The sequence below is a fragment of the Streptomyces sp. N35 genome (assembly GCF_016464295.1).
Classification (GTDB): Bacteria; Actinomycetota; Actinomycetes; order Streptomycetales; family Streptomycetaceae; genus Streptomyces.
The window spans coordinates 84,361-103,468 of the sequence record NZ_JAEIMH010000003.1 but is presented as its reverse complement, the minus strand read 5'-3'; the positions used below and the strand labels follow the sequence as shown (position 1 = coordinate 103,468).

Below are 19,108 nucleotides of genomic sequence, written 5' to 3'. Positions count from 1 at the left end.
CCGCCGCTCACGCCGCCGCGTAGCCCACCGGGCGGGCCGTGAACGCGCCCCGGCCCTGCGTGCGGCTGCGCACCCGGGTTGCATAGCCGAAGAGTTCGGCCAGCGGCACGGTCGCCGTGACGACCGCCGTACCGGAGCGCGTCGTCGAGCCGGAGACCTTGCCGCGGCGCGCGGCCAGATCGCCGAGGACGCTGCCGACCGACTCCTCGGGCACGGTCACCGTGACCTCGACGACCGGTTCGAGCAGGGTCATCCGGCAGGACCGCAGCGCCTCGCGCAGCGCGAGCCGGCCCGCCGTACGGAACGCCATCTCCGAGGAGTCCTTGGAGTGGGTCGCCCCGTCGGTGAGCGTGACGGACAGGCCCGTCACCCGGTGCCCGCCGAGCGGCCCTTCGGCGAGGGCGTCACGGCAGCCGGCCTCGACGGCCCGTACGTACTCCTGCGGCACCCGGCCGCCCACGACCGTGGAGCCGAACGCGAACTCCCGCTCCGCGGGCCGCACATCGAGCACGACCTGCGCGAACTGGCCCGCGCCGCCGTCCTGTTTGACATGCCGATAGGTGAAACCGCCGACCCCTTCGGCGACAGTCTCCCGGTACGTCACCCGCGGACGGCCGACCCCGACCTCCAGGGACTGGTCGCGGCGCAGCTTCTCCACCGCGACCTCCAGATGCAGTTCGCCCATCCCGCACAGCACGGTCTGACCCGTGTCCGGGTCGGTCCGCACACCGAGCGACGGATCCTCCTCGACCAGGCGCTGCAGCGCCGCCGCGAGCCTTCCGGTGTCCGTCCGGCGCACCGCCTCCACGGCCACCGAGACCACCGGTTCGGCCACCGTCGGCGGCTCGAACACCACGGGCGTCCCGGGCGCGCACAGGGTCGTACTGGCGCGCGCGGACTTGAGCCCGACGAGCGCGACGATGTCGCCCGCGACGGCGGTCTCGACGTCCGTATGCCGGTCGGCCTGGACGCGCAGGATGCGGCCGACGCGTTCGGTGCGGCCGGTGACGGCGTCGAGCACGGTGTCTCCCTTCCGTAGTGTTCCCGAGTACAGCCGCAGGAAGGTCCTGCGGCCGGTCGTGGTCGACTGCACCTTGAACACCAGACCCGCGAACGGGGCTTGCGGGTCCCCGGTGTCCGCGGTCGCCACGTCGAGCGGCGAGGGCAGATACGCCACCGCCGCGTCGAGCAGCGGCTCGATGCCACGGTTGCGGTAGGCCGCGCCGCAGAGCACGACCACGCCGTCACCGGCGGTGGTGATCTCCCGCAGCGCGGTGCGCAGCGTCGCCTCCGTCAGTGAACCGGCCACACAGAACTCCTCCAGTGCGCCCGCGTGCAGTTCGGCCACCGTCTCTTCGAGCAGGCGGCGACGCCGCAGCGCCTCGGCGGTCAGCGCATCGGGCACGGGCCCTGCCGTACAGACCTCGTCGCTCCACGTCAGGGCGCGCAGACCGACCAGGTCCACGACGCCCGTGAAGGCGTCCTCGCGTCCGATCGGCAGCTGCACCACGAGCGGCACCGCGCCCAGCCGGGTACGGATCGACTCGACGGCCGCGTCGAGATCGGCGCCCGCACGGTCCAGCTTGTTGACGAACGCGATCCTCGGCACGCCGTGCCGGTCGGCCTGCCGCCACACGGACTCGCTCTGCGGCTCCACGCCGGCGACCGCGTCGAACACCGCGATCGCCCCGTCGAGCACCCGCAGGGAGCGCTCCACCTCGTCGGCGAAGTCGATATGCCCGGGGGTGTCGATCAGGTTGATGCGATGTCCGTCCCAGTCGCAGCTGACGGCCGCCGCGAAAATGGTGATGCCGCGGTCGCGCTCTTGCGAGTCGAAGTCCGTGACGGTGGTGCCGTCGTGCACCTCGCCGCGCTTGTGGACGGCACCGGTCAGGAACAGCATCCGTTCGGTGACGGTGGTCTTGCCCGCGTCGACATGGGCGAGGATGCCCAGATTGCGCACGGTGGCAAGGGGGTTGGGGTTGAGGTGGATATGCATGGCCGAGGGCCTTTCGGAAGAGTCCGGAAGTGGTCGGCGCGATTCACCGTGACGTGGCGGACCCCGGGCACACGCGAGATGTGCCGGTGAGGATGCTCAGAGTCGTGTCACGGAGTCCGGTGCGGGCCGCGCAGCCGGCACCGGAGGGACGAAGACAGGAGAAGGACCTCGAACCCGTACGGGGAGACAGAGCACGCGGTGCGGTCACGCATGACTGTCTCCTCCCTGTGAAGTCGCTGTACCGGCACGGGATTCCGTGGCGATCACAGGTGAGTGTAGGGAGGCCGGCGGGATGGGGCACCTGAATTAACCGCAGCGCGAAAGAGGGGGCCGCCGGTGTCGGCGACCCCCTCCTCGTCTTACGGCCTACTCCTCGAAGTACGCGTCCAGCGCGTCGTCGAGTTCGCCCGTCCAGCGGGTGAGCGTGGCGCGGTCCTGGGCTTGGACCTCATTGGGGTACCAGCGGTTGCCCTTGGTGTGCACCGTCACCGTGAGGCGCTTGGCGAAGCGGGCCGTGGACTGCTCGACCGCGACGACCTCGTCCCAGCTGAAGTCGGTGGCCTGGTCGTCGAGGGTGAAGCTGATGCCGGAGCCGTCCACCGTGATGGTGCCGCGGTGGTCGCGGGCCTCGAAGACGGGGCTGTCGCCGGACTTCACCGACTTCACCGGTTCGGCGGACTCGCCGGAGGCCTCGGAGCCTTCGTCCGTATCGGGCCTCTCGGACTCGTCGTCCGCGGCGGTCTTCTCGGACTCGTCGTCCTCCTCCGCCTCGGCCGCCACCTCGTCCGGGGCCCCGGCCTCGGTGTCGACGTCTGTCTCCTCGACGTCCGCCTCGTTGGTGTCGACCGACTCCTCGACCGCGTCGCTCTCCTTCGTCCGCGCCGCGTCCCCGGCCGGAGTGATCCCCGGAATGAAGCCGGGATCCATCGAGGCGGCCGTGTGCAGGGGAGCGTCCTTCTGTCCTATGCGCTGATCCACGGTTGCCTTTCCTGCGAAGCTCTCGCCACTAGCCGCTCACTGTTCTCGGTGCGCAGTATGGCCGACGAAGCTGTGCCTGCGCAGTCACGGATGGGTCTCATGCGGTCGGAGTCGACCAGGAGCATGCGCTCGGAGTCGACCAGAGCATGCGCTCAGAGTTGACCAGGGGTCCGCATGACAGGCAGCTCCGGAGACGCCTCGCGCTGATGGGGCAGCAGCGCCGATGCGGACAGACCGCTGGGGTGCAGCGCGACGGTACGGGTCGGGGCGGGTATCCGGATGCCCTCCGCCTGAAAGCGGCTGTGCAGCCGCTTGATGAACTCGTGCTTGATCCGGAACTGGTCGCTGAACTCGCCCACCCCGAGGATCACCGTGAAGTTGATCCGCGAGTCCCCGAAGGTGTGGAAGCGCACCAGCGCCTCGTGCTCGCGGACACCGCCTTCGACCTCGGCCATCACCTCGTCCACGACCTCCATGGTGGCCCGCTCGACGTGTTCAAGATCACTGTCGTACGACACCCCGGCCTGCACCAGGATCGTCAGCTCCTGCTCGGGCCGGGTGTAGTTGGTCATGTTGGTCGCGGACAGCTGGGCGTTCGGGATGATCACGAGGTTGTTGCTGAGGTTGCGGACCACCGTGTTGCGCCAGTTGATGTCGACGACATAGCCCTCCTCACCGCTGCTGAGACGGATGTAGTCGCCGGGCTGGATGGTCTTCGAGGCGAGGATGTGCACACCCGCGAAGAGGTTGGCGAGCGTGTCCTGCAGCGCGAGCGCCACGGCGAGGCCGCCGACGCCCAGCGCGGTGATCAGGGGCGCGACCGAGACGCCCATGGTCTGCAGCACCACGAGCACACCCATCGCGATCACCACGACGCGTGAGATGTTCACGAAGATGGTGGCCGAGCCCGCGACGCCGGTCTTGGCCTGCGTGAACGCCTTGATCAGGGCCGCGATCACCCGGGTCGCCGTGAGGGTGGCGAAGAGGATCAGGGCTGCCGTCAGGGACTGGTTGACGATGCCTCGTACGCGATCGGTGAGCGGCAGTGCCATCGCCCCGATCGCCGCGCCCGCGATGGTCGCGGCCCAGGGGACGAGGTAGCGCAGCGCGTCCACGAGGACGTCGTCGCCGCTCCAGCGGGTGCGCTTGGCGTGCTTGCCCAGCCAGCGCAGGACGAGGCGGAGCACCAGGCCCGCGGCGATACCGACGGCGAGGGAGATGCCGGCGACCAGCCAGTCGTTCAAAGTGACCTCGGACCTCACCTGGTCACCTCCGCCGCTCGGAGTGCACCCGGAACGCCCCGGTCGGGCGGTATATGAGACGTCGTCACTTGTAGGTCACCTGCTCGGTCGATAAGGAGCGTGACGCCCGCTGCCGAACAGGCGGGCGCGTTCCGAAACAAGGCGCCATCCTGCCGCATGAACCTGACGTTCCGGCACCGGCCCCCGGGATCGTGCCAACGGCCGCCGTCGCTCGGCCAGTTCACGGCCGGATCCCGCGAAGCGCTGTACGCGACGCGGGATCCGGCGTGAAACCGCAGGTCGGACTGCGGCGATCAGGTCAGACCGTGGCTCGGACTGCGGCGATCAGGTCAGACCGTGGCGATGGCGGGGTCGCTGACGCCCGCCGCGCCGGTCTCGACATGGCCCGCGAGCCGCCGCAGATAGCCGGCGTCGGCGGACGAGACGATGCTCACGTCGTACCAGCGCTTGGTCGCCGCGAGATCGACCGTGCGCTGGACCGTCGCACCCGCCGCGACGGGCACCGACTGGGCCGCGCCGCCGTAGGCGTTGGTGACGGTGAGGGTGACGGCGGCCGATGCCGGATTGCTCAGCGTCAGGAGCAGATTGCCGCTCGCCTTGTCGTGCCGGGCCCTGACCTCAGGACCCGCCGTCTTGCCGGGGCTCTTGAAGCGGCGCAGGAAACCGTTCGGGCCGAAGACCGTCAGATCGTGCGCACCGCCCGAATACGAGGAGTTCCAGGCATCGGAGACGGACGAGCCCGAGGCCGCCGTGTAGGTCCAGGGCCCGTCCGTGCGGTTGTCGGAGCGGACGTGGAAGCAGATGCCCGCGCCGGCACCCGCACCGAAGGTGAGGGAGAGCTTGCCGGCGGCTGTGTCCACCGCGCTGTCCACGAAGGGTTCGTACGGCAGCGGGCGGGCCGGCCGTGCACCGCGCTCCTGCTTGGGCAGGGCTCCCTTGGCCGGCGGCTTGGGCAGCAGACCGGCCGGCTCGTCGTGGTTCGGCGGCTCGAAGCCCGAGGTGTCCGGGAGTTCGGCGGGTGTGGTCACGGCGCGCCCGAAGTCGAACGCCGAGGTCAGATCGCCCGCGACGGTACGGCGCCAGGGCGAGATATTCGGCTCCTGCACTCCGAAGCGCTGCTCCATGAACCGGATGATCGAGGTGTGGTCGAAGACCTGGGAGTTGACGTAGCCGCCGGTGCTCCACGGCGAGACCACCAGCATCGGCACCCGCTGGCCCATGCCGTAATGGCCCGCCGCGTACGAGGCGTTGCCGTTGAAGTAGTCCGAGGCCGTCTCGACGGTCGACTTGCCCTGCGCGGCCGAGGACGGGACGTACGGCGGGACCACATGGTCGAAATAGCCGTCGTTCTCGTCGTACGTGATGAACAGCGCCGTCTTCGCCCACACCGCCGGGTTCGAGGTGAGCGCGTCGAGGACCTGGGAGATGTACCAGGCGCCGTAGTTGACCGGGAAGTCCGGGTGCTCGCTGAAGGCCTCGGGCGCGGCGATCCAGGAGATCTTCGGCAGCCGGCCGGCCGCGACATCGGCGCGAAGAACGTCGAAGTAGCCGTCGCCCGCCTTCACGTTGGTGCCGGTGCGGGCCTTCTCGTAGAGGGCGTCTCCCGGCTTGGCGCCCCGGAAGGTGTTGAAGTACAGCAGCGAGTTGTCGCCGTAGTTGCCGCGGAACGCGTCGCTGATCCAGCCCCAGTGCCCGGCCGCGTCCAGGCCGTCCCCGATGTCCTGGTACACCTTCCAGGAGACCCCGGCCCGCTCCAGACGCTCGGCGTACGTCGTCCAGCCGTAGCCCAGCTCCTGGTTGCCGAGCACCGGACCGCCGCCCGTGCCGTCGTTGCCGACGTAGCCCGTGAGCATGTAGTAGCGGTTGGGGTCGGTCGCCCCGATGAACGAGCAGTGGTACGCGTCGCACACGGTGAAGGCGTCCGCGAGCGCGTAGTGGAAGGGCATGTCCGCCCGCTCCAGATAGGCCATCGCCCGCTCGGTCTTGGCGGGGATCCATCCGTCGTATTTGCCGTTGTTGAAAGCACGGTGGCCGCCCGCCCAGTCATGGTCGAGCCCCGCGATGAACTGCATCCCGAGGTCCTCGACCTCCGGATGGAACGGCAGTGTCTCCTTGTTGCTCTGCGCCTGGTGCCAGACCGGCTTGCCGCTCGGCAGCGTCACGGGACGCGGGTCGCCGAAGCCGCGGACGCCCTTGAGGGTGCCGAAGTAGTGGTCGAAGGACCGGTTCTCCTGCATCAGGACGACGATGTGCTCGACATCCTCGATCGTGCCGGCGGCGCGGGCCGCGGGCAGCGAGGCGGCCCGGGCGATGCTCTCCGAGAGCGCGGTGAGACCCGCGCTCGCACCGGCGATCTTGAGGAAGCGACGGCGATTCAGTTCAGCCATGGGTGTGGGGACCTCAGGAGCTTGTGGGGACAGGTCGGTGGAGTGTTCCAAGAGACCCCGGGGAGGGAAAGGGCACGTGGTGCAGAAGTGAAAGGATGTCGTACGGATGTCCAACAGCTGCACTCGAACGAGGTGTTCCGTTTCGGTCGATGGCCTGGACGGATCAGCCCAGGTGCCGCAATACGGCTCGCGCCAGGAGCCGCGATACGGATCACCCCAGGAGCCGCAATGCGGTAGCGGACACCCCTACCCGCACCGTCTGCCCCCACACCAGCTCCACCGCGTCCTGCTCCATCCCGTCGCCGAACGCCACAAGACGGTCCGACTCCACCGTGAGCTCCAGGCGTGCCGCACCGCGCAGTTCACCGCAGACGAGCGAGGTGCCCGTGGCGGGCGAGGGCCACGCCTCCCGTACGAACCAGAGCAGCCGTCGCTCGTCCGGCGAGGGCAGCCGCAGCGCACTGCCCCGCTCCTGCCACAGCGACCGCAGCCAGCCCGTGGCCCCCGTCCCCGTACCGACGAGCACCCCCGAGGAGGCCTGCGCCTCCGCTGACTCGCCGCTGCCGATCCGGTAGCGGGCCGTCTGATGGCCGGGCGGGCCCAGGTAGATCTCGTTGAGCGCGAGCAGCCGCTGGGTGTCGTCGGCCACGGCCTCGACCATGGTCAACTCCTCGCCGCCCGTGCCCTTGTGCAGAGCGGACGCCAGCAGCTTCGCCGCGTCGGGGGCGCGGTGGCGCACCAGGACGCCCGGATTGCGGCCGGGGTCGGTGTCGATCCCGACCACCGGCTGTCCGGACAGATACTTCGCCGTGTTCGCCACCAGGCCGTCCTGCCCGACCACCACGACCACGTCCTCGGGGCCGAACAGGAACCGGTCCAGATCCGCCCGCTCCACCCGGCTCTGCCGCCAGGTGAGCGGGACGGCGGCGGCGGCTTCGGCGAGTGCCGCGGCCGGACGGTGATGGCGCGCCGCGGTCTCGGCGACGGGGCGCCCGCCCGAGGCGAGGAAGAGCGCGGCCGGCCCGTGCGTGCCGGGCCGGGCGAGCACCCCGGCGTACTCCGTGGTGCGGTGCACGAGCACCGCACGCGGCGCGAGCGCCATCAGCGCTCACCGGTGGCCGGCGAACCCAGTTTGGCGAGCAGTCCCGTCAGCACGTCCGGGGACAGGGTGACGCTCTCGATCCGCGGCAGGTTCTCGGCCACCCGGCTCGCCGCGAGCGCGTGCAGGACCGCGGGCTCGGTCCGCCCGTGCACCTCGAGCCAGGCGGCCTGCGCCTGCGCCCTCGCCTCGCCGACCTCGCGCGCCGCCTCGGCCTCGGCCTTGGCGATGCGCACCTTGCGGATGGCCTCCGCCTCGGTACGTACACCGTCCGCCGCGGCCAAGGCCCCGGCCTCGCGCCGGGCGTTGGTGCCGCGCTGGTCGACCAACTGCTCCTCGCGACGAGCCAGTTCGATCTGGCTCGCGAGCTCGTTCTCGGCGATCGTCCGCTCGCGTTCCACGGCCACCGCGCGCCGTTCGTACGTGGCGCGGTCGGCCTCCTGCTGGATCAGCTCGCGCGCCGGGGTGCGCAGCGCGCGCTCCACTTCGGCCTCGGGCCGGATCGCCACCACACGCACCGCCACGACCTCGATCCCGGTGGCGGGCAGGCGCGGCTCGGCCGAAAGCCCGGCGGCGATCCGCTCGCGCACCGCCGCGACGCCGTCGACCAGCGCGGCGGCCAGGGGAGTGCGGGCCAGGACGTCGAGGGCGTGCTGCTGCGCCGTCTCGGTGAGCAGCGTCGCGAGCTGTTCCAGGGGTGCGCCGCGCCAGGCGCCCGTGTCGGGGTCGATGGAGAAGTCGATACGGGCCGCCGCCGTGACCGGGTCGCTGATCCGGTACGTCACCGTCGCCTGGGTCGACACGTCCTGGAAATCGGCGGTGCGGGCGTGAAAGCTCATGGCCAACTCCCGGTCGTCCACCGGTACTTCGGAGAGCGCGGCGCTGAGTGAGTGGTACCAGAAGCTCAGTCCCGGCCCGTCGTGGACCACCTTGCCCGCGCGGAGATGGCGGATGTGCGCGGTGGGCGCGGAACGCAGATGGCGCAGACCGAAGCGCCGGGTGATGTCGGCCATGGACCCCCCTTAGTGTCACTGGGACGATAATCGCGCGTGACGGCATTAGTGTCAAGGTGACCACATCAACTGGCGGCGTCCGGGCAGGCGTTGACGGCCCTCGTAGGGGCAAAGGGGGAGCGGCGGAAGAAGAGGAAAGGGGGCAGCGGAAGGAGGAGGGGGAGGGTGACACCCCGACCCCGGGCGCCCCGCATGCCCACGACCCTGAGGCCGGGGCGGAGGGGGAGCGCGGAAGGCGCCCGGGCGGGCGCTTCGGCCGGCTGGCTCACCGACAAGCCAGCCGACCGAGGTCGTGCCGTACGCGCACGATCCCGCGTGTGCCGTACGGGCCCCACTTTGCCTGGTGACGGCCGCATCCGACAGCGGCGGCGGCGCTGATGCGTATACCGAACTTCTCCCCGGGCGGTCCTAGGTATACCGAGGACGGCGGGGCGGCCGGAGCGTATCGTCGACGGCGGGAAGCGGAGGTGAACACGCCGCGCCCGTCGACCGCAGTGAGGATGGGAATGACTTTGGCTCTTGTCCGCCGCAGGCCGGGGGAACTGCCGGTGGAGGTGACCGGGTTCGTCGGGCGGGGCAGGGAACTGACCCGTGTCGACGAGGCGTTGCGGCAGGCCCGCATGGTGACGGTGACGGGTCCCGGCGGTGTGGGCAAGACCCGTATCGCGCTGCGCGCCGCCGCGCGGGTCGCAGGCCGCTATGAACACGGGGTCTGTCTGGTCGAGTTGTCCGAACTGCGCGACCCCGAGCTGCTGCCGCACACCGTGGCCGGCTGTCTGGGCCTGCCCGAAGGGGACAGCCGGCCGCCGCTCGACGCCGTCCTCGACCATCTGCGCGAGCGCAAGCTGCTGTTGATCCTGGACACCTGCGAGCATCTCGTGGACGCCTGCGCGATGCTCTCCGACATCGTGCTGCACGAGACCACGGGCGTCTCCGTGCTCGCCACCAGCCGGCAGCCGCTCGACGTGCCGGGTGAACACATCTGCCAGATAGCGCCGTTGCCGGTGCGCACCACGGGCGGCGACGCCGTCGACCTGTTCGCCCAGCGGGCCAAGGCCGTCGATCCGGCCTTCGAGGTGCACGACGGAAACCGTGCCGACGTGGTCGCCCTGTGCCGCCGGCTCGACGGCATGCCCCTCGCCATCGAACTGGCCACCGTACGGCTGCGGGTGCTGCCCCTCGAACAGCTGGTGGCCCGCCTCGAGGACCGCTTCCGGCTCCTCACGGGCGGTCGGCGCACCGCACTGCCACGGCATCAGACGCTGCGTACCGCCATCGAGTGGAGCCATGAACTGTGCACCGAGCAGGAGCAGTTGCTGTGGTCACGGCTCTCCGTTTTCGCGGGCAACTACGACATCGCCGCCATCGAGGAGGTCTGCGCGGGCGGTGAGCTGCCGCGCGAAGAGATCCTCGAGGCGCTCGTCGGACTCGTGGACAAATCGGTGGTGCAGCGCGAGGGCATGGACGGCTCGCGCTACCGGATGCTCGACACCCTGCGTGAGTACGGGGCCGAACATCTCGTCGTGCGCGGTGAACAGGCGCAGCTGCAGGAACGGCACTACGCCCGCTATCTGAAGCTCGGCGAGGAGTTCGACCGCAACTTCCTCGCCGACGACCAGATCCAGCGCTACCACGCACTGCGCGAACAGCACGCCGACATCCGCCTCGCCATCGAGTACGCGCTCGCGGCACCCGGCAAGGATCACGAGGCGGCCGCGCTGGCCGGCGCCCTGTGGCCGTACTGGCATATCGCCGGTCTGCACACCGAGGGCCGCTACTGGTACGCGAAGATCACGGACCGCTTCCCCGGCCCCGTACGGGAGCGGGCCTGGGCGCTCGCGCAGAGCGCGTATCTCGGCGCGTTCCAGGCCGATCCGAAGGCGCTCGACGAGGCCCAGGAGTGTGTGCGGATCGCCGATGAGCTGGACGATCCGGTGGTCGCCGGACGCGGCCGGGTCTATCTCAATCTGTCGCTCACCTTCATGGAGCGGCACGAGGAGGCGGCCAAGGCTGCGGACGAGGCCCACCGGATCCTCGAGGAGGCCGGGGACGTGGTCGGCCTGGTGACCCTGGAGACGCAGATCGGCTACATGCGGCAGCTGAGCGGTGAACTCGATGCCGCGCTCGAAGTCTGCGAGCGCGGGCTCAGACGGCTGGGGGAGGGATCCACCGAGGGCTGGGTGCGCGGTTACTTGCACATGGTGATCGGCATGGCCCGCTTCCGGCGCGGCGAGTACGAGCAAAGTCGCGCTTCGGGCATCACCGGAATGCAGATCAAGCATGAGCTGGGCGACGGCGTGGGGTTGGCGTACTGCCTGGAACTCCTCGCCTGGCTGGCCGGTCACGACGGCCGGCACGAGGAGGCCGTCTGGCTGCTCGGCGCCGCGGATCCGCTGTGGGCCGGTGCCGGTGCGCGGCTGGGCGGCACCTCGCTGATGGAGGAGTTCCATCAGCGCGCGGTCCGTGCCGCACAGGACGCGCTGGGCGAGCAGCGGTGCGCCGAGCTCAGGGCGGACGGGGCCTCGCGGCCGCTGGAGCAGGTCGTCGCGCTCGCCACCGGCCAGGAGCAGAAGCAGCTGATCCCGGGGCCGCGTGCGCAGTCCCATGACCTCACACGGCGCGAACACGAAGTGGCACTGCTCGCCTCCGAAGGGCTGTCGAATCGCGAGATCGCGGAGCGGCTCGTCATCTCCAAACGCACCGTCGATGCCCATCTGGAGCGAATTCTGGCGAAGTTGGGGGTTCCCGTACGCGGTGAGATCGCCGGGCGGCTGGGGGAATTGGGCGGCTGACGGCCGGTATGGGGGCTCTGCCGGGGAATTGGGGGCGCGGCGCGTACGGGAGGTCGTTTCACGTAGCATCCATCCCGTATGGACATATCGCTCTGGGGATTTGTCGCCCTCGCGCTCGCTGCCGCGCTGGTCGGGTTCTCCAAAACAGCCGTCAGCGGGGCGAATACGATCAGTCTCGCCGTATTCGCGGCCGTTCTCCCCGCGCGGGAATCCACCGGGGTGCTGCTCCCGATCCTGATCGCCGGGGACATCCTCGCCGTCCTCACCTATCGCCGTCATGCCCATTGGCCCACGCTGTGGCGGCTGTTCCCGGCGGTCGGTGCCGGGGTCCTGGCCGGCACGGTGTTCCTGATGTGGGCGGACGACACCGGGGTGCGCACATCGATCGGGGCGATTTTGCTGCTGATGGCCGCGGTGACCGTCTGGCGACGGCGGGTCGCGGCGCGTCAGGAGGAGGACGCGGCCGGTGGCGCCGGGCGCTTGAAGGCACCTTCGTACGGGGTGCTCGGCGGGTTCACGACGATGGTCGCCAATGCCGGCGGTCCGGTGATGTCGCTGTATCTGATCTCCAGCGGATTCCAGAAACTGGGCTTCCTGGGAACGTCCGCATGGTTCTTCCTGATTGTGAACACCTCCAAGGTCCCCTTCAGCGTGGGCCTCGGCCTGATCGACTGGCAGTCGCTGCTCCTTGACGCGGCCCTTGTGCTGTTCGTGGTGCCCGGCGCGTGGCTGGGGCGCAAGTGCGTGGACCGGATCGACCAACTCCTTTTCGAGCGGCTGGTGATCGGGGCGACCGTTCTGGGCGGAATTCAGTTGCTCGTGCGATGACGTGTGCGCGCGTTACGGGGAGCGGGGTCCGCGCCGTACGGGGGCACCGATTACGATCCTTGGCCATGAGCGCATCCGATCAAGAGGCCGTCACCGCCGAGGAATCAGCGACCGCGACAGCACAACCGGAGACCGCGACCGTCGCACCGGCAACGGGTGACCGCCAGGGCTTGACCCCGCGCCAGGCGCGCCGGCTGCGGATCGCCGCGGCCTCCACGCTGATGGTCCTGGTCGCCGCGGTCCTCACGATCCGCCTCGCAAGCCGCTCGTCCGTCCTGGTCGTCGGCGTCTACGGACTGCTCCTCGTCCTGTGCGGCCTGGTCATCGAACTCAGCCGCCGGGGCCGTACGCGCCTGGGAACGTATCTGCTGGGGGCGGGACTTGTGGGGGCGCTGCTGGGGGACTGGGTGCTGCTGCCGTAGGGCTTGTGCGGGTCCGCCGACCGGGGCGCCGAGCTAGCGGGCCTCTTGCCGCCGCACGTATCGCCACTCCCGCGTCACAAACGCGCCGCCGAGGACGACCAGGGCCCAACCGGGCCAAGAGACGTGCGGCAACTCCACGACGGTGGAGATCGTGAGGACCAGCCAGGCGCAGGACATCAGGGCGAGTACCACTCTTCGTCCGGTGCCGCCGAAGACGCCTGATTCATCCGTCATGAGTCCCCCGAGGGCGAGTGCTTGGGCAGCGAGCGCGCCAGTGTACGTAACGTCCGCGCGCGCCGAGGCGGCCGGGTGGCGGCCGGCCTGGAGGGACATCTCCCGTCACTTCGTCAAGGCGCCAGCGCGGTGGCCACCCGTGCCATGCGATCGGGCGGCAGGGCCAAGCGGTTGGCGGGGTTGCGGTAGGAGTGTGGGCCGTCGTTGACGGCGAAGCCGTGGACGCCGGTGGTCCAGGTGGCCGGGCCCGGGGCCCCTTGGCTTTCCAGGAGCATCTCGCCCAGTGCTTCCGGGTCCTCCACGGCGGTCAGCTGCTCGAGCGCCGCTGCCAGCCGGGGGGCCGCGTCGTCGGGTACGTCCTCGTCACCGAGCGCGGGCAGCAGGAGCAGCAACCGGGCGTGCGGGTCCTCGGTGCTGCCGCCGGGCAGCGCGCTGTGGGCGGCCGTGACGAGCTCGGGCCAGGACAGGCCCGGCCCCATGAAGTGTCCGTCGTCCTGGGCGAGGAGTTCGGCCCTGTCCCAGCCGGGGTGGTGGAGGAGGTAGTCGACGCCGGCCTCGTCCTTGAACGTCCGGTAGACCACGTGGAGACGGTGATCAGCGGCAAGCGGAACGGTGAACGTAGGCCACTCGGCCCGCTCCCACAGCCGCCGCCCGAACTCCTCGGTCGCGTCGTAGTCGGCGCCGTAGAGAAGTTCCGCGGCCCCCTCACTGTCCGCGCACGAAGTGAGATGGCCCAGCCAGAACACTGGCTCGTCCAGAAGCTGCGGCTGATGCGTGTGAGGGCCGCCGTCGTATCCCGGTATCCGGGTGGGGTGGAGGTCTGCGCTCTTCGTCACGGGCCCATCATGCCGGGCCGTGCGGCTCCTGCCGGGGGCGAAGGGTCACTGGGTGCCGCTTTCCCCGGGCCCGAACGCCCCATGCCGTCCCGCCCCCGCCGTGAACCGGGCAGCGCCCTCCAGGCTTTCGGCGAGTGCGCCGAGTCCGTGGCGGAACTCCCCGGCCAGAGCGGTGCGCTCGTCGTGGCCCTCCTGGTCCAGGACGGAGGCACGGTCGCCGCGCAGGCAGGCCTGGGGGAACGCGGCGAGCTCGGCGGCCAGTTGCTCGGCGGCCGCACGTGAACCGCCCGTCGGCACCACACGGTTGGCGAGACCCATCGCGTACGCCTCGGCCGCGGGCACCGGGCGGCCGGTGAGGATCATGTCCAGGGCGCGGCCCGTGCCGACGATCCGCGGCAACCGCACCGTGCCGCCGTCGATCAGCGGGACGCCCCAGCGGCGGCAGAACACCCCGAACACGGCGTCCTCCTCGGCGATCCGCAGATCGCACCAGAGTGCCAGCTCCAGGCCGCCGGCCACCGCATGACCGGCGACCGCCGCGATCACCGGCTTCGACAGGCGCATCCTGGTCGGCCCCATCGGACCGTCCCCGTCCTCGGTGACCTGGTTGCCGCGCTCCGTACCGATCGCCTTGAGGTCCGCCCCCGCGCAGAAGGTGCCGCCCTCGCCCCACAGCACGGCCACGCGCGCCGACTCATCGGCCTCGAAGGCGCGGAACGCCTCGGCGAGCAGGGTGGCCGTAGGCCCGTCGACGGCGTTGCGTGCCTCGGGGCGGGCGAGGACGACGGTGGTGACGGGGCCGGTGCGTTCGATGCGTACGGTCATGGCACGCAGTGTGCCGTGCCGGTCAGCGGCGCAGCCAGTCCCCGGCGGCATGCGCCCAGGTCGTGAACAGGGCCTCGTCGCCGAAGACTTCGAGCGACGCGTCGGGCGCGCGGCGTTCGTACAGCGCGAGCAGAAGCGCACTGAGCGGCCCGCGTACCGCGGTGGTCGCCTTGTGGTGGTTGTGGCGCCAGCTCATGGGCATGGTGGAGAGGTCGATCAGCCACTCGCCCGCCCCCGACGGTGCGTCGGTGCCGTGCAGGTGGAGGGTGCGGTCCGGGGCGATCAGCGACTGTTGACTCTCGGGAGAGGCATACGCCTGGGGGAGTGTGCTGAAGCCGAGCCACTCCTCGATGCCGTCGGCCGCCGTCCCGGCGTCCAGGGTGTACGTGCCGCCGACCGCGGCGGTCGCGTCGAAGCGGTGCACGACCGTCTCGTACGTCATACGGCGGGCCCAGAACGCCGGCCTGCCGCCGGGCGCCACCGTCCACACCGGGGTGTCCTCGGGGGTGGAGCGCAAGGTGGCCGCGAACCGGTCGGCCCCGTCGAGCAGCCAGGCGGTCAGGCCGGGAAGGTCGTCGTCCTTGTCGGGGGTGACCTCGTTGACCTGGTCGTCGGAGACCGGCGCGGCGGCCCGGGTGCGGATCACCGTCTCGGCCCAGCGGTGAGCGCCACCGACATGCCGCAGGAGGTGCGCCAGGGTCCAGGCGTCGAGGCCCGGCACGGGCGTTTCGGCGTCCGCGCCGTCCACGGCGGCGGCCAACTGGCGGGTCTGATCGGTGATCCGGGCGGCGTAGAGCTCGTGGACTGATCGCGTCATGGGCTCACCGTAGCCCGCACGGCCCGCTGCGACCCGTGGGGCTAATCGCGCAGGAAACGCAGCACCGCGAGGACCCGCCGGTTCATGTCCTGGGAGCCCGGCAGGCCCAACTTGCCGAAGAGGCCGGCCACATGCTTCTCGACCGTGCCCGCGGAGACATGCAGCGCGGCCGCGATCGCCGCGTTGGAACGCCCCTCGGCCATCAGGCCGAGCACCTCGCGTTCGCGGGCGGTGAGTGTCGCGAGGTCGTCGGTGCGGCGGCTGGCCCCGGCGAGCTGGGTGACCACCTCGGGGTCGAGCGCGGTGCCGCCGGCCGCGACCCGGTCGAGCGCGGCGGTGAACTCCGCGATGTTCGCCACCCGGTCCTTCAGCAGATACCCGACGCCCGCCGAACCGCCCGCGAGCAGCTCGGTGGCGTACTTGGTCTCCACATACTGCGAGAACAACAGCACGCCGGTGTCCGGGTGTTCACCGCGCAGCGAGATCGCCGCGCGCAGTCCTTCGTCGGTGTGGGTGGGCGGCATCCGGATGTCGACGATCGCGACGTCGGGCCGGTGCTCGGCGACGGCCGCGCGCAGGGCGCCGGCGTCGGGCACGGCCGCGGACACCTCGTAGCCGCGGTCCTCGAGCATCTGGACCAGGAGTTCCCGCAGCACGGCGGCGTCTTCGGCGATCACTACACGCATGCCGCCCATGCTGGCACGAGCGGTCATGCGCGCGGGGGCAGATCGACCGTGACCATGGTCGGGCCGCCCTGCGGGCTGCGGATCTCCAACGTGCCGTCCACCGTGCGCACCCGCTGCCGCAGGCCGGTGAGCCCGCTGCCCGCACCGGACTCGGCGCCGCCGCGGCCGTCGTCGCCGATCCGCAGCCGCAGGGTGCCGTCCGTCCGCGTCGCGGCGGAGACCGTCGCCCGGGTCGCGCCGCTGTGCTTGATCACATTGGTGAGCAGCTCGGCCGTGCAGAAGTACGCGATGGACTCGATCGCGGGCGACGGGCGTTCGGGCACGTCTACGGTGAGCTGCACGGGCAGGGTGGACCGTGCGGCCAGGGTTTCCAGGGCATGGGCGAGTCCCTCGTCGAGGACCGGCGGATGGATGCCGCGGGCCAGGTCGCGCAGTTCGGTCAGGGCCTCGGTGGCGTTCTGGTGCGCGCCGTCCACGAGCCGCCGTACGGCGTCGAGATCGAGCGTGGAAGCGTCGGCGAGTTTGGTCTTCACCATGTCGAGTCCGAGCGCGAGGGCGACCAGACGCACCTGGGCGCCGTCGTGCAGATCGCGCTCGACGCGGCGCAGGAGCGCCACCGAATCGTCGACGGCGAGCGCGCGGGTCTCCTCCAGGTCGCGTACGCGCTGGGCCAGTGAGCCCGGCCCGAGCAGCGCCCGCATCAGCCGGCCGTCCGCGAGCACGACGAGCCGGGTGAACCAGGGTGCGATCAGCAAGGTGACCAGGCCCATGGGGAGGCCGATCAGCGTGCCCGCGAAGTCGCGCACGGTGGGGCTGCCGCCCGCGGGCAGCGGTGTCATGAGAAGCATGCCGCCGCTGTCGCCCTGGCCGAACAGGACCCAGCGCACGGGTGCGGTCAGGTTGATCAGTCCGATCACCCACCACTGCACCGCGTACAGGCCGATCAGCGACAGCGGCAGCTTCGCCAGTACGTAGGCCACGTGCCGCCAGCCGGTCACGTCCCGCAGCCGTGCGTCGAGCCGCCCGAACAGGCCGAGCCCCGCCCGCCCGGCGGGAGACCTGGGCGCGGGGATCCGTTCGCCGAGGAGTGCGGCGGCCAGGCGCCGCTGGATCCGGCCGAGCGCGCGGGCCAGGCCGATACCGGCGACGGTCAGGACAAGGCCGAGCAGAGCGCCGAGCAGGGAGACGACGAACCCGAGGCCGAGCGCGAGCAGCACGAGCAGGAGCACGGCGCCGGCGAAACCGATGAGGCCGGTGCTCAGGAGGTACGCCACCTCGCGCCGGGCCCGGCGGCTCAGCGGGGCCCGGACCACCTCGGCGAGCAGACCGGCGGGCGAGGGGGCGGCGGGGGCACGGGAACCGGCGGGCATGCCGACGATGATCCCGTGTCCGACGCAGGGCCGCTCACTGGGTGGCGCGTCCACGACTCCGGTGTGCACGACTCCCGCGTCCGCGACTCCCGCGTCCGCGACTCCCGCGTCCGCGACTCCCGCGTCCGCGACTCCCGCGTCCGCGACTCCCGCGTCCGCGACTCCCGCGTCCGCGACTCCCGCGTCCGCGACTCCCGCGTCCACCCGCCCCGTCTCACGCATCGCGTCGCACCAGAACCCGCACCCCGGCCGCGTACACCACGGCGGTATAGACGAGAAGGAGCGCGAAGCCCGCCCACGGCGAGAGCATCTCCGGCATCGGTCGCGACACCGCGAGAGAGTTCCCGGCGATCATCGTCGGGAAGAACTTGGCGACGGTCGTGCCCGTGGCACCCGCCAGCATCGCCGGCACCACGAAGAGCAGCCCCACCAGGACGCCGATCGCGCTCGCGGTGTGCCGGACCAGTGCGCCGATGCCGACGGCCATCACGGCGATGAGGCCCAGGTAGGCCCCGGACATCAGCACGGCCCGCAGCACGCCGCCGTCGGTGAGCGAGGGCTGCTCGATCGCCGGGTCGAGGGCCGCGCGGCCCGCCAGGAACGTGAGGAAGGCGATGACCTCGCTGAGCACCAGCGTCACGCCGCCGAACACCGCCGCCTTCGCCGCGAGCACCAGCGGGCGGCGGGGCACGGCGGCCAGCGTGGAGCGCATCGAACCGGACGAGTACTCGCCCGTCACGAGCAGGACACCGATCACGCCGATGACCAGCTGGCCGAGCGCGACGCCGGCGAGCACGTTGTTCGTGGGGTCGAACGTGGCCGCCTTGTCGGCCGACGGCGCCTTGGTGTTGGCCATGGTGACCACCCCCATGGCGATCATTCCGGCCACCACGGTGAACAGCGCCCACCATGTGGAGCGCAGGCTGCGGAGTTTGATCCACTCCATCCGCAGCACGTGCGCGAAGCCGTACCGGACCGCGGGGACGCCGAGGCCGGGGGAGAGTGCGGCGGTGCTCATCGGGTGCTCCGGTGGGACGTGGCGGTCGGTGATGCGGCCGACGGCGAGGCGGCCGAGGGCCCGGTGGTGCCGCGATACGCGGCGGAACCGCTGGTGAGCCGGAAGAAGGCCTCCTCCAGGGACCCGCCGTCGGCGGTGAGTTCGGCGACACTCGTATCGGCGAGCAGCCGGCCCTGACCGATCACCACCAAGTGGTCGGCGGTGAGCGCCATTTCGCTGATCAGATGGCTGGAGACGAGGACGGTACGGCCCTCGGCGGCCAGCCCCTTCATCAGCTCCCGGATCCAGCGCACGCCCTCGGGATCGAGCCCGTTCACCGGCTCGTCGAAGAGCAGCACACCGGGGTCCCCGAGCAGCGCGCCCGCGATCCCCAGCCGCTGCGACATCCCGAGCGAGAACGTGCCCGCCCGCCGGTGCGCGACCTCGCTCAGGCCGACGGTCCGCAGCACCTCGTCGACCCGGGCGCCCGGGGCGCCGCCGCCCGCGGCGGGGGCGCGCAGGGGCGGGGGGGCGCGGGGGGCCGGGGGGGGCGGGCGGGGGTC

General features: G+C 71.2%; 17 protein-coding genes. 3 read left to right on the top strand and 14 right to left on the bottom strand.

All coding sequences use genetic code 11. The features are described 5' to 3' along the window. Positions 1 to 7: 7 nt before the first annotated feature. The 6 genes from fusA to JAO81_RS02310 all read right to left on the bottom strand — a co-directional run bounded on the left by fusA (position 8) and on the right by JAO81_RS02310 (position 8,738). Entirely contained in the window at positions 8 to 1,999 is a 1,992-nt protein-coding gene (gene fusA, locus JAO81_RS02335; RefSeq protein ID WP_199546024.1) for an elongation factor G, read from the bottom strand. Between the two features lie 366 nt (positions 2,000 to 2,365). Continuing rightward, positions 2,366 to 2,977, bottom strand: coding sequence for a hypothetical protein (locus JAO81_RS02330; protein ID WP_199546023.1), 612 nt, complete (start codon positions 2,975 to 2,977; stop codon positions 2,366 to 2,368). Positions 2,978 to 3,129: 152 nt separating this feature from the next. Next, positions 3,130 to 4,239: a mechanosensitive ion channel family protein gene (locus JAO81_RS02325; protein WP_199546022.1), complete on the bottom strand. Its 1,110-nt coding sequence runs from the start codon at positions 4,237 to 4,239 to the stop codon at positions 3,130 to 3,132. Positions 4,240 to 4,568: 329 nt separating this feature from the next. Continuing rightward, on the bottom strand, positions 4,569 to 6,626 hold the full coding sequence (locus JAO81_RS02320) for a phosphocholine-specific phospholipase C (protein ID WP_199546021.1): 2,058 nt from the start codon (positions 6,624 to 6,626) through the stop codon (positions 4,569 to 4,571). 211 nt (positions 6,627 to 6,837) lie between these two features. Continuing rightward, positions 6,838 to 7,728 (bottom strand): hypothetical protein, encoded by an 891-nt coding sequence (locus JAO81_RS02315; protein ID WP_199546020.1) that lies wholly within the window; start codon positions 7,726 to 7,728, stop codon positions 6,838 to 6,840. Continuing rightward, the gene (locus JAO81_RS02310) at positions 7,728 to 8,738 is read right to left on the bottom strand and encodes an SPFH domain-containing protein (protein ID WP_199546019.1); all 1,011 of its coding nucleotides are present in this window, start codon (positions 8,736 to 8,738) and stop codon (positions 7,728 to 7,730) included. The genes JAO81_RS02315 and JAO81_RS02310 overlap by 1 nt, the downstream gene beginning before the upstream one ends. A 506-nt stretch (positions 8,739 to 9,244) precedes the next feature. On the opposite strand from JAO81_RS02310, the gene JAO81_RS02305 reads away from it, so the two are divergent. From JAO81_RS02305 to JAO81_RS02295, 3 genes are all read left to right on the top strand, one after another. After that, positions 9,245 to 11,530, top strand: a complete 2,286-nt coding sequence (locus JAO81_RS02305) for a LuxR C-terminal-related transcriptional regulator (protein WP_199546018.1) — start codon at positions 9,245 to 9,247, stop codon at positions 11,528 to 11,530. A gap of 78 nt (positions 11,531 to 11,608) precedes the next feature. After that, positions 11,609 to 12,358, top strand: coding sequence for a sulfite exporter TauE/SafE family protein (locus JAO81_RS02300; RefSeq protein WP_199546017.1), 750 nt, complete (start codon positions 11,609 to 11,611; stop codon positions 12,356 to 12,358). A 65-nt stretch (positions 12,359 to 12,423) separates the two neighbouring features. Beyond that, complete coding sequence (locus tag JAO81_RS02295) at positions 12,424 to 12,780, top strand: hypothetical protein (RefSeq protein ID WP_199546016.1); 357 nt, start codon at positions 12,424 to 12,426, stop codon at positions 12,778 to 12,780. A 33-nt stretch (positions 12,781 to 12,813) separates the two neighbouring features. Here JAO81_RS02295 and JAO81_RS02290 read toward each other — a convergent pair whose 3' ends face one another. The 8 genes from JAO81_RS02290 to JAO81_RS42120 all read right to left on the bottom strand — a co-directional run. After that, positions 12,814 to 13,014, bottom strand: a complete 201-nt coding sequence (locus JAO81_RS02290; protein WP_199546015.1) for a hypothetical protein — start codon at positions 13,012 to 13,014, stop codon at positions 12,814 to 12,816. A 113-nt stretch (positions 13,015 to 13,127) separates the two neighbouring features. Beyond that, on the bottom strand, positions 13,128 to 13,850 hold the full coding sequence (locus JAO81_RS02285) for a hypothetical protein (protein WP_199546014.1): 723 nt from the start codon (positions 13,848 to 13,850) through the stop codon (positions 13,128 to 13,130). 45 nt (positions 13,851 to 13,895) lie between these two features. Beyond that, a complete protein-coding gene (locus JAO81_RS02280; protein ID WP_199546013.1) occupies positions 13,896 to 14,675 on the bottom strand; it encodes a crotonase/enoyl-CoA hydratase family protein in 780 nt (259 codons plus the stop codon). A gap of 22 nt (positions 14,676 to 14,697) precedes the next feature. Then, positions 14,698 to 15,492, bottom strand: a complete 795-nt coding sequence (locus JAO81_RS02275) for a maleylpyruvate isomerase N-terminal domain-containing protein (protein ID WP_199546012.1) — start codon at positions 15,490 to 15,492, stop codon at positions 14,698 to 14,700. A 41-nt stretch (positions 15,493 to 15,533) separates the two neighbouring features. Beyond that, on the bottom strand, positions 15,534 to 16,178 hold the full coding sequence (locus JAO81_RS02270; protein WP_199546011.1) for a response regulator transcription factor: 645 nt from the start codon (positions 16,176 to 16,178) through the stop codon (positions 15,534 to 15,536). 23 nt (positions 16,179 to 16,201) lie between these two features. Next, complete coding sequence (locus tag JAO81_RS02265; protein ID WP_233414823.1) at positions 16,202 to 17,770, bottom strand: sensor histidine kinase; 1,569 nt, start codon at positions 17,768 to 17,770, stop codon at positions 16,202 to 16,204. Beyond that, a complete protein-coding gene (locus JAO81_RS02260; protein ID WP_199546010.1) occupies positions 17,763 to 18,566 on the bottom strand; it encodes an ABC transporter permease in 804 nt (267 codons plus the stop codon). The genes JAO81_RS02265 and JAO81_RS02260 overlap by 8 nt, the downstream gene beginning before the upstream one ends. Then, a partial coding sequence (locus tag JAO81_RS42120) for an AAA family ATPase (protein ID WP_233414822.1) occupies positions 18,563 to 19,108 on the bottom strand: 546 nt, incomplete at its 5' end. The genes JAO81_RS02260 and JAO81_RS42120, both read right to left, overlap by 4 nt.

Excerpts from the sequence above, each read along its gene's own strand:
- JAO81_RS02295 (WP_199546016.1), top strand. The coding sequence starts at position 12,424 with ATGAGCGCATCCGATCAAGAGGCCGTCACCGCCGAGGAATCAGCGACC.
- JAO81_RS02315 (WP_199546020.1), bottom strand. The coding sequence starts at position 7,728 with ATGGCGCTCGCGCCGCGTGCGGTGCTCGTGCACCGCACCACGGAGTAC.
- JAO81_RS02265 (WP_233414823.1), bottom strand. The coding sequence starts at position 17,770 with ATGCGTGAGACGGGGCGGGTGGACGCGGGAGTCGCGGACGCGGGAGTC.
- JAO81_RS02280 (WP_199546013.1), bottom strand. The coding sequence starts at position 14,675 with ATGACCGTACGCATCGAACGCACCGGCCCCGTCACCACCGTCGTCCTC.
- JAO81_RS02290 (WP_199546015.1), bottom strand. The coding sequence starts at position 13,014 with ATGACGGATGAATCAGGCGTCTTCGGCGGCACCGGACGAAGAGTGGTA.
- fusA (WP_199546024.1), bottom strand. The coding sequence starts at position 1,999 with ATGCATATCCACCTCAACCCCAACCCCCTTGCCACCGTGCGCAATCTG.
- JAO81_RS02300 (WP_199546017.1), top strand. The coding sequence starts at position 11,609 with ATGGACATATCGCTCTGGGGATTTGTCGCCCTCGCGCTCGCTGCCGCG.
- JAO81_RS02260 (WP_199546010.1), bottom strand. The coding sequence starts at position 18,566 with ATGAGCACCGCCGCACTCTCCCCCGGCCTCGGCGTCCCCGCGGTCCGG.
- JAO81_RS02270 (WP_199546011.1), bottom strand. The coding sequence starts at position 16,178 with ATGCGTGTAGTGATCGCCGAAGACGCCGCCGTGCTGCGGGAACTCCTG.
- JAO81_RS02275 (WP_199546012.1), bottom strand. The coding sequence starts at position 15,492 with ATGACGCGATCAGTCCACGAGCTCTACGCCGCCCGGATCACCGATCAG.
- JAO81_RS02305 (WP_199546018.1), top strand. The coding sequence starts at position 9,245 with ATGACTTTGGCTCTTGTCCGCCGCAGGCCGGGGGAACTGCCGGTGGAG.
- JAO81_RS02310 (WP_199546019.1), bottom strand. The coding sequence starts at position 8,738 with ATGGCCGACATCACCCGGCGCTTCGGTCTGCGCCATCTGCGTTCCGCG.
- JAO81_RS02320 (WP_199546021.1), bottom strand. The coding sequence starts at position 6,626 with ATGGCTGAACTGAATCGCCGTCGCTTCCTCAAGATCGCCGGTGCGAGC.